5 protein-coding genes and 1 tRNA gene are annotated in these 13,494 nt (G+C 74.1%); 2 read left to right on the top strand and 4 right to left on the bottom strand.

The window, feature by feature from the left end; translation table 11 throughout:
- Positions 1–15: 15 nt before the first annotated feature.
- Positions 16–1,314, bottom strand: a complete 1,299-nt coding sequence (locus AUC44_RS11305; protein WP_062158714.1) for an HD domain-containing protein — start codon at positions 1,312–1,314, stop codon at positions 16–18.
- Positions 1,315–1,422: 108 nt separating this feature from the next.
- Here AUC44_RS11305 and AUC44_RS11300 point away from each other — a divergent pair.
- Positions 1,423–1,497 (top strand) — tRNA-Ala (locus AUC44_RS11300).
- Between the two features lie 69 nt (positions 1,498–1,566).
- Here the strand turns inward: AUC44_RS11300 and AUC44_RS11295 are convergent.
- The 3 genes from AUC44_RS11295 to AUC44_RS11285 form a co-directional block, all read right to left on the bottom strand.
- Entirely contained in the window at positions 1,567–4,401 is a 2,835-nt protein-coding gene (locus tag AUC44_RS11295; RefSeq protein WP_157445328.1) for a DUF11 domain-containing protein, read from the bottom strand.
- An 8-nt stretch (positions 4,402–4,409) separates the two neighbouring features.
- Positions 4,410–8,297 (bottom strand): SdrD B-like domain-containing protein, encoded by a 3,888-nt coding sequence (locus AUC44_RS11290; RefSeq protein ID WP_157445327.1) that lies wholly within the window; start codon positions 8,295–8,297, stop codon positions 4,410–4,412.
- A 189-nt stretch (positions 8,298–8,486) separates the two neighbouring features.
- Positions 8,487–11,150: a DUF11 domain-containing protein gene (locus AUC44_RS11285; RefSeq protein WP_062158711.1), complete on the bottom strand. Its 2,664-nt coding sequence runs from the start codon at positions 11,148–11,150 to the stop codon at positions 8,487–8,489.
- A 315-nt stretch (positions 11,151–11,465) separates the two neighbouring features.
- Between AUC44_RS11285 and AUC44_RS11280 the strand changes: the two genes are divergently transcribed.
- The gene (locus AUC44_RS11280) at positions 11,466–13,373 is read left to right on the top strand and encodes an AfsR/SARP family transcriptional regulator (protein ID WP_157445326.1); all 1,908 of its coding nucleotides are present in this window, start codon (positions 11,466–11,468) and stop codon (positions 13,371–13,373) included.
- The last annotated feature ends 121 nt before the right edge of the window (positions 13,374–13,494 follow it).

Below are 13,494 nucleotides of genomic sequence, written 5' to 3'. Positions count from 1 at the left end.
ATTCGGAGAACTGCTTCAGTTCGCGGCGGCCCAGGCCAGCAGGAACGCGCGGGCCTCCTCGGGGGTGCCGACCTCGCCCAGGGCCGCCGCCTCGGCCAGCGCGCGGGTCGCCTCGCCCACCCGGGGGCCCGAGGGGACGCCCAGCAGGGCCATGATCTCCTCGCCGCGCAGCAGCGGAGGCGGGGCGCTGGGCTGCTCCTCCAGCGCCGCCAGGACCCGCTCGATGCCGCGCGCGTACGCCCGGCGGGACGCCTCGCTGCTCAGCGGACCGCGCGCCGCCTCGCGGTCGGCCAGCATGACTGCCAGCAGGTCCGGCAGCAGCGCGCGGCGGCGGTGCACGAAGCGCCGCGCCTCCCGCTCGGTGGCGGGCAGCGGGACCATGTGCGCCCCCACCAGCGCCGAGGCGTGCCGCACGTCCTCCCCGGGGAGTTTCAGGCGCGTCAGCACCTGCGCCGCGACGGCCGCCCCCACCCGGTCATGCCCGTGGAACGACGCCCGCCCGGTCAGCTCGTCACGCACCAGCGTGCGGGGTTTACCCACGTCATGCAGCAGCGCCGCCCAGCGCAGCGGCAGCGGGGCATCCGGGAAGCGCCCGATCAGCTGATGCAGCGCCTCCACCCCATGCGCGAACACGTCCAGGTGATGAAAGCCGCCCTGCGCCACGCCCCGCCCCTCGCGCAGCTCCGGCACGGTCAGGGCCAGCAGGCCCAGGTCCTCCAGCCGCCCCACGCCCCGCGCCGCGTCCATGGATCGCAGCAGCGCGTGCACCTCATCCCGCACCCGCTCCCACGCGGGCAGCGGCAGGCGGCCCCCCGCCAGATCCGAGGCGACCTCCCGCAGCGCCGTCTCCGTCCCCGGCTCCAGCCGGAAGCCCAGCGTCAGCTCGAACCGCGCCGCCCGCCACGCCCGCAGCGGATCCGCGCGCAGATTCTCCCGTGACACCATCCGCAGCCGCCGCGCGCGCAGGTCCGCCTGCCCGCCCACCACGTCCAGCACCCGCCCACCCGGCAGCACCCCCAGCGCATTCACCGTGAAATCCCGCCGACGCAGGTCCTCCTGCACGTCCGCCGGGCGCGGCACCAGATCATGCTGCACCCCACCCGGCGCATTCACGCGCCAGTAGCCCCGCGCCGCGTCCAGCTCGAACGCCGAGCCCCCCAGCGCGTCCGCCAGCCCCCACGCCGCCCCGGCCGGGTCGGGCACCATCCAGTCGAAATCCTTCGCCGCCACCCCACGCAACCAGTCCCGCGCCGCGCCCCCTACCAGCACCCCACCCGGCGGAAACGGCGGCAGAGGGGCGCGGCGACGGAACATGCCCGCCATGCTACCCGCCCCCACCCCCCGCGCCATGCGCGCCCTGGCCTACGCCACCCCCTGCCCCTTGCCAGAAGCGCACCCCTCTGATACATTGCCGGGCGCTGAGGGGGCTTAGCTCAGCGGGAGAGCATCCGCTTTGCAAGCGGAGGGTCTGGGGTTCGAATCCCCAAGCCTCCACCAAGGAAAGGACGCGGCTTAGGCCGCGTCCTTCTGTCTTGTGCCCGGGAGCCCGGGCCGGTGCCTGCGCGCTCAGGGGACGGTCACGTCGAAGCAGGCGCGGGCGGTGGCGCCGGGTGGCAGGGTGCCCAGGCGGTACGTGACCGTGCCGGCGGTGATCTCGGCGGCGTCGGTGTCGGCGATGTCGCTGACTGGGAGGCCGTTCAGGGTCAGGCTGCCGCTCACGTACTGCGTGGGGCCCGGGACGGTGTCGCTGATCACGGCGCCCGTGATGGGGTTCGGGGTGGTGTTCTGCACGTTCAGGCAGTACCGCAGGGTGTCCTGGGGGCGCGCGCCGACGCTGGCGGCGGGCCCTTCCTGGCGGGTGAGGTTCTGCACGGTCTTGCTGATGGTGGCGCCCGGGATGACGGTGGTGGTGTCGGTGGCCTGCGCGCTGTCGGTGACGGGGCGCAGCGCCCAGTTGAGCGTGGCGGTCGTGGTCGTGACGCCGGTCGTGCCGGGTGTGGCCGTGGGGGGGACCGTCACGGTCGTCTCGGCCGCGCAGGCGCGCAGGCGGCCGCTGGCGTCGCGGGGCCAGCGGCCGTCGACCGTGAGGGTCGGGCCGGCGCTGCGTTCGGCGGCGCTGATGGTACCGTCGCAGTCACGGTCCACGGCCACACTGACCGGGTAGGGCCCGGTGGCGCTCAGCGTGAGGGTGCCCAGCGTGCCGGGCTCCAGCTGGTGCGTGTAGGTCAGGGTGGCGGGCGCCTCGGTGCTGGCGGCGTTGTTGGGGCTGAGGGCCGGCCGCCCGGTCAGGCCGAGCTGGGCGGCGCGGACGGTTCCGGCGGGCGTGGGCAGGGGCGCGGGGGACAGGCCGCTGCCCAGCGGGTCGGTGGCGAGGACGACGGCGCTGTCCACGCGCAGGCCCGTCAGGGCGTCGCGGGCGGGGACGATGCCGGCGCTCAGGGTGACGCCCGTCCAGCCCAGGGGCAGGTACAGGGTGGCCGCGCCGGTCTGATCGGTGGTGGCGCTGCGGGTGCCGCCGCTGCCCTGCGCGGTGAGGGTCAGGCCCGCGACCGGCAGCTCGCTGAGCTGGCGCAGCACGTCGTGGGGCACGCCGCTGACGGGAACGCCGTTGATCACGGCGTCCCGCCCGTCGTCCCGGAAGACCAGGGTGGTCAGCCGGTCCCCGGCGAACAGGCCGAAGTTCTGGTCCGGCACGCTGGTGGCGCCGGGCGGGACACTCAGGGTGACCTGCCCGGTGGGCGGGTTCACGAACACGAAGCCACCGGGGGCGGTGGGGGTGAGGCTGGTGGGCGAGGTGCTCAGCAGCAGGGCGTCGGTGTTCTCGGGCACGCTGAGGCTGTACGCGCCGCTGCCGGCGGGCACGCTGACGGTGCCGACCACCCGGCCACCGCGCAGCGCGTTGACGGTGACGGTGGGCCCGGGCCAGGTCTCGCCCGGGTCGGGCGTTCCGTCGGGCTGCTGGTCGCTGTAGACCCGGCCGGTGACCGTGCAGACGGTGTTCACGCCCGTGACCGTGAGGACGGCTTCCCCGATGCGGATGCCGAGCAGGGTCAGCACCTGATCGACTGCGGCGTTCAGCACGGCGACCAGGACGGGCCTGAGCACCAGTTTCAGGGTGGACGTGACGGGGGCCAGGGCATTGGAGATGGCTGCGTTCAGCACGGTCTGTAGTCCGGAAAGAATCGACTGCCCGGCGCTGACGGTCAGCGAGAGGGTCAGGCTGTCCACCAGGCTGGTCACGAGGCTGGTCACCCCCACGGCGCCGCTGCTGACGGTCTGGGTCTGCGGATAGGGGCCGCTGAAGGTCAGGCTGCCGGGGCCGGGCGTGCCGCTGGCGAGGCCGCGCGCGTTCACGTCGAGATTGACGCTCTGTGACCCGACGAGTGGCAGTGACACGCTGATCTGCGTCGTGCCGATGATGGCGGGCGTCAGGGCCGTGAAGGGATCGGCGACCGTGCGGTTGAAGAAGGTGGCGTCCGGGATGGTGCCCAGGCCCAGCTTCGCGACGCCGGGGGTGGCGCTCAGGGTGACGGCGTCGGCGACCGCGTCGATCAGGCCGATGGTGCCGGCGGCCTGCGCGACTTCCAGGTACAGGTTCAGCCGCGTGAGGGTCAGCGTCAGGCCGGCGGCCGGGACGCCCACGTTCAGGTTGCCGAGGTTCACGTCGAGCTTGACGCGGACGGCCGCCGTGTGGAACTCGGCGCCCTGGGGACCGCAGACGTAGACGGGCGGCTCGATCACCTGCACGAAGGCCTGCACGGTGGGCGTGACGGTGCCCAGGCCCAGGCCCAGGGCGCTGAGGTCCACGCTGACGCCGGTCAGGGTGATGGGCGTGGTGCCGGTGGTGACGGCGTTGCGGGTGTTGAACAGCTGCGCGCCGCCCAGCACGAGATTGAGCAGGTTCAGCCGGGCGTCCGTGAATGCGCCGGGCGGGAAGCTGAGCTGCAGCAGCTCACCCAGACGCAGCGTGCCGCTCAGGCCGCCCACCCGCGCGGCCAGGAGGTTCAGGGCGCTGGCGGCGGCCACGTTGCCGTCCGCCTGGGCCGCCTGCGCGGCCACCTCGAAGAGGGTCGCGGCCGTGATCTGGGTATTCAGCGCGTCCTGCACGCTCGCGGCGCTGACCCGGGCCTGCAGGAGATTCAGGAAGGTGTCCAGCCGCACGTCCGCCTGCGCCACGGCGTTCCAGTCGAGCGCCGTCGCGCTGAGGTTCCCGCCGCCCAGCAGTCCCTCGATGAGCGTGTTCAGGATGACGCTGCGGCCGGAGTCCACGCTGAGCAGCCGGGGTCCGGCGACCACGCACGCGGTGCCCACGCAGCTGCCGGCGCGGCCGGAGGCGCCGCCCAGCAGGGCCAGCAGGCAGAGCGCGGCGCGCCCCAGGGGCGTGCGGATCAGGTACGTCAACCACTGCATCATTTGCCCCCTGTCAGGTCGAGTCTCAGGTATGCGCCGGGGCGCGCGGCGGGCGTCAGGGCCGGCAGGTTCACGTCGCCGGTCGTGACGGTGTAGCCGGCGACGAGCCGCACGCCGTCCACGATCAGGTACCGCAGCTCGGCGCCGTAGGCGGCGTTCAGGAGGCCCTGGCCGGGCTGGGCGATCAGGAAGCCGTTCACGCCGAAGCCCAGCCGGTCGGTGACGCCCACGCCCACGCCCACGCCGGCCTGCACCACGGACGCGTCCGGGCGCGGCAGGATCCAGCGGTAGGCGACGCTGGGACTCAGGTCGAGCCGCAGTGTCCGGGGCCACTGCACGTTCAGGGCCGCCTCGCCGGACAGGGTCAGGTCCCCGTTCGCGGCGGAGGGCGCGAGCGTGTGCACCTGCAGCAGGGCGACGTTCGCGGCGCGCCAGGCGTGGCTGAAGGTCACGTTCGGCGCCAGGGTGGGCCGCAGCTGCACGCGGGCGTCCAGCCCGAAGGTGTGCGCGCCGCGCTCGCCGGTCAGGCCGCCGCGCAGCAGCAGCAGGCCATTCTGGCCAGTGCTGCCGTCCACGCCCAGCGTGGCGATCAGGTGGTCCTGCGTGTAGCGCACGCCGAACGTGCCGCCCAGCGCCAGCTGCCCGCTGGTCATGTCCCGCGTGACCGACGCCCCGACCGTGCCGCTCAGGTCGTCACTGAAGGTCAGCGGCGCGCTGAGGCCCAGCCGCGCGCGTGATCCCTGCCCGGAGGCGCTGGACAGCTGGTACGTGACGTCCAGATTCGCCGCGCCGAGCGCCTGCTGCACGCCGACCTCGCCGGTCAGGCCGGTCTGCCAGTCCTGGATCAGGCGGGCCTGCAGGGCCGTGTCGTCGCTGAGGGCCACGCTGGCGTTCAGGCGCGTCTGGGGTGTGGTGGGCCCCAGCAGCGGCTGGGCGTGGCTCAGTTCGGCCGTCAGGGGGCCGCCGGCGTAACGGACGAGCGCCACGGCGTTCACGCCCACGCCGGGCTGGGTGGTCCCGGGCCACACGAGTTCCACGCCAGCCCCGGCGGACAGGTGGCTGGTGAGGGCCCGGTCGACGCTCAGCAGCGTGCGCTGATCGCTGCTCAGGGCCGTGTGCGACAGGCGCGTGTGGAACGGACCGGCCTGGTAGCTCAGGTCGGCGCTGCCGGTCAGGCCGGTCACGGGCGCGTAGCTCAGGGTGGCGTTGGCGCTGACGGGCCCGCTGCGGTAGTGCGCGTCGGTGCTGAGCTGACCGCCGGGACGCTGGGGATCACGGACGTACGCGGCGCGGGCGCTGAACTGCGCGCTGCGGTACGCGACCTGCACGCCGTAGAGGGTGTCCCGGTCGACGCGCGCGGCAGCGGCGTCCAGCGTCCAGGGGCCCTGCGTGGTGCTGGCCCCCACCCCGAACGCCAGGGCGCCCGGCGCGGCCTGATCCGGCACGTACGTGACGATCAGGGTCTGGCGTTCGAAGTCGCGGCCGTACAGGGTCAGGCCGGACGCCAGCGTGACCGTGCCGGTCAGGGGATCGAACACGTAGTCTCGGCCGGGAGTCAGGGTGTCGGTGCCGCCCGCCCGCACCACGCTGACGACCTCACTGCCGGGCCGGGCGCTGCGGGTCAGGCGGTAGGTGCGGCCGCCGTCCGGCCCGAAGGTCTCGCTCAGCTGACCGCCGGGCACGCGGGCCAGGAACGCCTGCACCTGCCAGCCGTTTCCACCGGTCGAGACGCGCAGGGCGCTGCTGCGGGGCAGCCCGGTCAGCGGCGTCAGGGTCAGGGGCGCGTCGTAGTACCCGGCACTCAGGTTCGGGTGGTCGTACCGGAAGGCGAAGCCCACGTCACTCGTCAGGGGCGCGCGCGCCTCCTGCCCGGAGCCGACCACCGGGAACCGGGCGGGCGCCTGGGCGGGGTCGGCCGCGCGGGGCAGGCCCGCCGTGTCCACGGCGACCTGCAGCTCGCCGCCCGCGATGGACTGCTCGGTGTAGGCGCGGGCCTGCACGGTGGCCTGCGCCTCCCCGCCGGGGCTCAGGCGCACGCCCACACTGGCCTGCGCCGTGACGGTATCGCGCTGGGCCGGGGGCACGGTCAGGGGGGTGCTGACGCGCAGTTCGCCCAGGCGCGCGGCGACCGTCAGGGTCGCGGCGCTCGTCTGCGGGGTCAGGCGCACGCGGCCCTCGCCGTCACGCAGCGCGATCTGATACCCAGGCGTGGCCGGGTCGATGTCCGGGTCGAGGGGTTCGGCCGGCAGGGTCAGGGTCACGGCGCCCTGCCCGCTCGGCACGCCCCGCGCGTCCAGGCTGCGGACCTGCACGCTCACGGGGGTGCGGCCGTCGGCCTGGGTGCCCGGGGCGAGACTGAGTTCGAGGGTGGTGGCCGCGCCGGCCAGCGTGACCTGCACCTGCTCACGCCGCTCCCCGGCAACGGCTTCCAGGGTGTTGAGGCCGGGCCGCAGGGGCACGCCGACGTACCGCGCGCGCTGGGCCTGACTGTCGGCGCCGGCCTCGCCGATCAGGGTGTCCGGGACGGGCTCGCCGTTGACCAGCAGCTGCAGCGGCGTGCCGGGCGGGCCCTGCAGCGTGACGTTCACGCGCTCACCGCTGCGGATCACGCTGCCCTCCAGCGGCAGGCGGATCAGCCCGGTGCCTTCGGTCCCGGCGGGGCGGCCGGGCGCCACGGGGGCGGCGGCGGGCGGCAGCGGGAAATCCGCGCGGCTCAGGCCGCTGACGTCCACGAGCCGCGCGGGCGACTCGGCCAGCCCCAGGCCGGCCCGGTCGAGCTGAACGCGCCACGGCCCCGGCAGCAGCTGCCGGAAGGTGTACTCGCCGCGCGTGTCGGTCAGCACCTGCGCGCCGTTGCTCAGCAGGACGCGCGCGCCGGCGACGCCGGGCTCGCCGGGCTCACGCGCGCCGTTCCCGTTCAGGTCGCGGTACACGCTGCCGATCAGGGTGGCGCGCTGGTCGAACACGGCCGCGCGCACCCGGACGCGGGCGGTGGCGACCGGACTGCGGTACGCGGTGCCGTTCAGCGTGGCGGTCGCCTGGGCGTCCACGGCGAGGACGGTCTGCGTGACGGCGGCGGGGCCCAGGGTGACCTGATAGGTGACCGTGCTCGTCTCGCCGGGCCGCAGCGGCGTGGTGGGGCTCAGGATGAGGCTCCGCCCGTCCTCGCTGAGGGTGGCGGGCACGGGCGCGCCGCCCTGCTGGGCGCTGCCGGGCAGGTACGTGACGCCCGGCGGCAGTTGCACGCGGAACTCGGGCGTGACCGCCTGCGGTCCGGGGGAGGGGAGCGTCAGGGTGAAGGTGGCCCGGTCGCCGATCTCGGCCGCGCCGGGCGTGACGGTGTGGCTGAGCAGCAGGGCCAGGCTGGGCTCCAGGGTCACCAGGGACGTGTTCACGGGATCCTGCGCGTCGCCGCAGCGGGCCGCGAGATTCACGAGCACGTCCCCGGCCAGGGCCCGGTCGGTGAGTACGGCGACCGTCACGTCGCGCGACTCGCCGGGCTGCAGGGTCAGCTGGCTCAGGGGGGTGGCGTCGGGCGCGGCGCTGGTCTGCACGCGCACCTGAACGCCCTCCACGCCCTGCGCGGTGGCGCTCAGGTCGATGGTGGCGGCCTGGGTGCCGCCCTGCGTGACGCGGTAGGGCAGGGTGGTCAGGCCCGGGGTACGCAGCTGCGCCCGCTGTCCCGGAGCGCCGGGCGTGCCGTCCGGGCTCACGCGGGGCAGGCAGGCCTGGGCCAGCTGGAGGGTGACGGTGTTGGAGGGCAGCTGCGTGGCACCCACGCGCAGCTGGGCGGTGTTGCTGACCTGGGTGGCCTGCGCGGCGGCGGGGGCGCCCAGCAGCGGCAGGACACTCAGGAACCGGAGGAAGCTCGGCGGGATATCAGGCACGGTCTGCACCTCTTTGCAGGGGGTGTAGCGGGGGTGGTGCGCTGGTCCTCGCGGTGGGACAGGGTGGGCGCGGGCTCACCCGGAGGGCCTGGAGTGAGGCGCCGGTCTGGGCTGACACAGGTGCTGGAGGACACAGGTGGAGTGCGGGCGCCCCGGCGGATCCTCGTGCCGGGGCGCCGCGCCGGGGGGTCAGTTCACCTGGACGGTGAACGTCACCTGGAAGCTGCCGCCCGGGGCGAGGGTGTCGGCGGCGTCGATGCGGCCGTTGGCGTCGCTGTCCAGCCCGGCCAGGAACTCGCCGGTCGGCAGGCTGGTGGGGGCAGTGGCCGTCCAGGTCGCGCCGCCATCCACGCTGAAAAGCACGCCGGGCGCGGCGGCCACGGACAGGAAGGTGGTGTTGGCCGGTACCGCGTCGAGGATGGTGACGTTACTCAGGACGCTGGTGCCGGTGTTCTGGGCCAGCAGGGTGTAGCGCAGGATGTCGTCCGGGCTGACCAGGTCGCCCGGGATGGCGGCCGGCGCGGCGCAGGCCACGTCAGGGCAGCGCAGCACGCTCTTGACGAGGTTGGCCTGGACGGTCTGCACGCTGGTGGTATCGGTGACCTGCGCGGTCGCGGTGGGCTGCGGCGCGTCCTGCGCGCTCAGGGTGACGGTCAGGGTGGCGGCCTCGCTGGGGGTGCCGGTCACGCCGGCCGGCACGTCCACCCGCACGTAAACCGGGGTGCTGGCGCCGGCCGCCAGGGTGCCGGTCAGCGTGGCGCTGAAGGGGCCGTTCGGGTTGGTGGCGTAGGTGTACGTGAAGCCCTGCGCCGAGGTGTACGGGGCGACCGTGTAGGTCACGGCGCCGTTGCTGGTGTTCGTCAGGGTGTGCGCGTAGGTGACGCTGCCTCCCGCGACGGTGCTCTGCGCGCCGTCCGGGGCGATGGTGCCGCTGGCGACCGCGTTGACCTGCACCGCGTCGGTCACGCTGCTGACGCGCGTGGGGTCGGCGGTGGAGGTCGCGGTGAAGGTGGCCGGGCTGGTGCCGGCGGCGGCGCCGGCCGGGACGGTCACCTGCGCCACCAGGCAGAGGGTGCTGCCCGCCGGCACGCTGGGCGTGGTCGTGATGGCGGCGCCGTCGGGCGTGCCGTCACAGTTGGTGTCGATGAAGAACTGCGTGTTGACGCTGCTGGTCAGGTCGTAGCTCTCGGGGCTCACGCCGCCGTTGCGCAGTTCCAGTGGGAAGCTGGCGGGTGTGCCGGGGGGCGTGCTGACCGTCACGCTGGTCTGATCGGGCGGGGTGGTGGGGTCCCGGTCGCCGTTGCCGAGCACCGCCGGGGCGGCCGCGACGACCTGCGCGACGGTGTCGGTGGTGGTGTCGGCGCTGCCCCCCTGGGGCGTGGCGCTCACCGTGAGGGCCGCGTTGACGGTGCCGGCCGCCCCGGCGGGCACGGCGCAGCGCACCGCGAAGTCCAGGGTCTGCCCGGCCGCCAGGGTGACGGGGTTCGTCAGGGTGCCCAGGGTGTCGCTGGCACTGATGCTCGCCACCGTGCAGCTCCAGCCGGCGGGCGCGGCGGTCACGTCCAGCGTCACGCTGGTGGGGGCGTTGCCGGTGTTCTGCAGCGTCTGGCGGAAGGTGGCGTCGGTGCCGGCTGTGACGGGGGTCGTGAGGGTCTGCGTGTCGCCGGCGCGGGTGATGCTGGCGCCCAGCAGCGTGTACGAGCCGCTGGCACCGCCCTGCGGGAAGTCGGCCGGGCCGACCGCGACGCTGGTGACGGCCGCGACGGTCGAGGTGGTCTCGGGCGTGGTGGCGGTCTCGCCGGGGTCGGCGCCGTCACCGTCGCCGTTGCCGTCCAGGGTGCTGACGGCGCTGTTGCGGATGGTCGTGCCGGCGGCCAGGCCGGTGGGGATGGTGGCGGTGAAACTCAGGGTCAGGGTGCTGCCCACCGGCAGGAAGGCGCCGGTGCCCTCGACGAGCAGGCCGACGGCGTTGACCCCGCTGGCGGGCGCGGCCGCGCTCCAGGTGACGCCGCCGTCGGTGGAGTACAGGGGCGTGGGCGCGCCGCTGCTGGCGCTGGCCGCGGTGACGGCGCCGAAGGTGACGGCGGGCAGCACGTCGCGGATCAGGACCCCGGTGCGCGCGGTGCCGTCGACCGTGACGACGCCGGTCACCGCGCCGGCCGGGGCGTTCTGCACCGTGCCGCTGACCGTGTAGGTCAGGGTGCCGCCGGGCGCGACGGGCGTGGTGGGACTGGCCGCCTTGCTGAGACTCAGGGTGCCGGTGGCCGCGGCGGTGACCTGGGCGTAGTTCTCGGTATCCGTCACGGCCTGATTGCCCTGCGAGGTGGCAGTCAGGCTCAACCTCGCCGCTGCGCCGGCCGGCGTGCCGGCGGGCACGTCCGCCTCGATCACCACGCAGAGTGTCGCGTCGGCCGCCAGCACCTGCGGCACGCCGTCAATGGCGGCGCCGTCGCCCACGCCGTCACAGTTGGCGTCGGGCAGCAGGCGGGTGGTCACGTCGAAACCGTCGGTGCCGGACTGCACGGTGGTGAGCGTGAAGGTGTCGCTGCCGTTGCCGCCGTTGACCACGACGTAGGGAATACGGGTGGTGGTGCCGGGCGCCGCCGCGAACTGTCGCCCGGCGGGGATGGCGTTCTCGGGGGCGCTGGGATCGACACTCACGACGTACACCTGCCGGACGGTCACGACGCTGACGTTCGACGGCTGGGTGCGCTGAACGTTCAGCGCGTCGAGGTAGGTGAGGCTGGCCGTGTTCGAGATGGGCGTGTTGGCGGGCGTGCCGGCAGCCAGGGCGGCGGAGAGCAGACTCAGGGCGGCGGTGGACAGCAGTCGGGCCAGGCTGTTCGTGAGCATGGATCACCTCTGGTGGGCGGGGCGCGGGGTGGACAGGGCCGCTGACCGGGGCGGGATCAGGGGCCCCGGGTATGGGCGCTCGCGCAGGATTCGGGGGGAGGTGGACGGACCAGATCAGGGGCAGTCATGCACACGGATAACGCCCTCCAGAGCGTGACTGAACCGTAGGAGGCGCTGCTGCTGGCCTCACTTAGGTCCTGACTGGCCTCACTGAATGTTTACCTGGTGTCCACGCTTCCATGAGCGAATCTTCATTTACGAGGCTCTATGCTAAATTTCGGCGCCAAGTTCGTGAACGACCGGTAAGGTGCTCTCATGTCGAATCCAGGACTTCCGCTCCTCCCGCCCGGGGACGGTCAGGCTGGTGCACACAATGCTCCTGTCGGCCTGCAGGCGGCCGAGGTGCATGCGGCCGGCCGCGCCCACTTCCTGCGGGGTGAACTGCTGACCGCCCGTGACCTGTTCACCCAGGCCGTGCAGTGCGGCTGCGTCCCGGCGGCGGTCGATCTGGCCCGCACGCTGCGTTTCACGGGTGAGGCCGGCGCGGCGCGGGCGCTCCTGACCCCGCTGCTGGCGCAGGAGTACAGCGCCGAGAACCGCGCCCTCCTGTCGCTGGAACTGGGGGCGCTCGACCTGGCCGAGGGCCAGCTGCGCCGCGCGCACGACCACTTCACGGCGGCCGGGGTCCTGCTCAGTCCCCAGGCGGTCAGTCGGCCCGAGCGCTGCCGCGCGGCGCGGCTGCTGGCCTCCACCTATGCCCAGCTGGGGCTCAGCACCCCCGCGCAGCACTACCTGAGCAGCGCCCTGACCCACGCGCAGGGCCCCGAACGCCTGCTGGCCCTGCACGCCCAGGCGCGCATCGCTCTGGACGCCGCCCAGTTCGACCTGGCGGCGCAGGCGCTCGAGCAGGCGCGGCCGCACCTGGACGGCGCTCCGGTCGCGGCGGGGGGGCACCACCTCCTGCTGGGTCAGCTGGCCTGCGCGCGGGGCCGCTGGGAGACCGCCATGGCCGCGTTTGAGGAGACGCGGCGGCTGGCCCAGCGCAGCGGTGAACTGGGCACCGAGTGTCAGGCGGCGCTGGGGCGCGCGGCGCTGCTGACCGCGCAGCAGGCCTGGGGCGCCGCGCACGCGGAACTGCTCCGCGCGCAGCGTCTGAGTCCCACCCCCTACCTGCGCGCGCTCGTGGACCTGCGGCTGGGCGCCTGGCACGCCGCGCGCGGGGACACCCAGGCCCTGGAGTACCTGAATCTGGCGCGTGCCGCCTTCGTGGCCCTGCACCTGACGCGGGAGACCGCCTGGTGCGACCTGCACCGCAGCGCGGCGCTGCTGCCGGATCTGACCTCGGCGCAGCGCGCGCTGGAGGATGCGCTGCAGGCGCGACACGCGCACGGCAGCCCCGTGCTCCTGGCGGAGCTGCGTCTGCTGCCCCACCTGCTGCCGCTGCTGCAGTCACGCCGGCCGTCGCTGGCCGCTCAGGCGCTCCAGGCGGACTGGCGCGCGGCCTTCCCGGACGAACCCTTCCTGATCGAACTGCGCACCCTGGGGCAGACGGCCGTCCTGGTGGACGGGCAGGAGATCCGGCTGGGCATGCGGCGCACGGTGGAACTGCTGGCCTTTTTGCTGCTGCGGGGCCCGGCCACCCGCAGCCAGCTGCTGTCCGCCCTGTGGGGGGACGATGACCCCCGGCGCGCCGCGAACTACTTCCATCAGGCCAAGCGCGAGCTGTCGCGGCACCTGCCGTGGCTGCGTATCCTGCTCGACAAGGGCAGCGGCGAGTACCGGGTGAGCTGCGAGGGCGCGCTGTTTCAGTGGGACCTGCAATTCACTCAGCGGGAACTCAGCGCCGACAGCGAGGATGAGGTGGCCGAAACCATCCGGTCTCTGCCCGGCCTCTTCCTGCCGGACGTCGATACCCAGTGGGTGCGCGAGGAGCGTGACGCCTTGGAGTGGACTGTCATGAAATCCGGCCTGAGCCTGATGAAGCGCTGGAGCGAGCGCGGCGAGTACCAGAAGTGCGCCGATCTGGCCGCCCGGCTGCTCGACATCGATCCCTGTGACGAGGCGCTGGTGGAGTATCTGGTGACGGCCACCCTGGAGCTGGAGGGCCGCGTGGCCGCGCAGCGGGCGCTGAGTGGCGCGGCGCAGCGGGCGCAGCAGGAGCTGGGCCTGCGCCCCGACTGGGAGCAGCGGTTGATGGGCACCCTGGCCCCCCTGCCGAACTGACCGCACCGGACGCCCTGGCCGGGCAGGCGCAGGACTCGCCCTGCGGGCCGCTGATTCCTGCCCCGGGGTCGCGCGGGGCACAGGAGGTCGGCGAGGCGCGTGCAGTCGGTGTCCAGCCTGA

The organism is Deinococcus actinosclerus, assembly GCF_001507665.1.
Lineage (GTDB): Bacteria > Deinococcota > Deinococci > Deinococcales > Deinococcaceae > Deinococcus > Deinococcus actinosclerus.
The sequence above is the reverse complement of the archived record's forward strand: the minus strand, read 5'-3'. Positions and strand labels throughout refer to the sequence as shown.

What these genes read in the sequence shown, in the direction of transcription:
- AUC44_RS11305 (WP_062158714.1), bottom strand. Translation starts at nt 1,314, where the DNA reads ATGTTCCGTCGCCGCGCCCCTCTGCCGCCGTTTCCGCCGGGTGGGGTG.
- AUC44_RS11280 (WP_157445326.1), top strand. Translation starts at nt 11,466, where the DNA reads ATGTCGAATCCAGGACTTCCGCTCCTCCCGCCCGGGGACGGTCAGGCT.
- AUC44_RS11285 (WP_062158711.1), bottom strand. Translation starts at nt 11,150, where the DNA reads ATGCTCACGAACAGCCTGGCCCGACTGCTGTCCACCGCCGCCCTGAGT.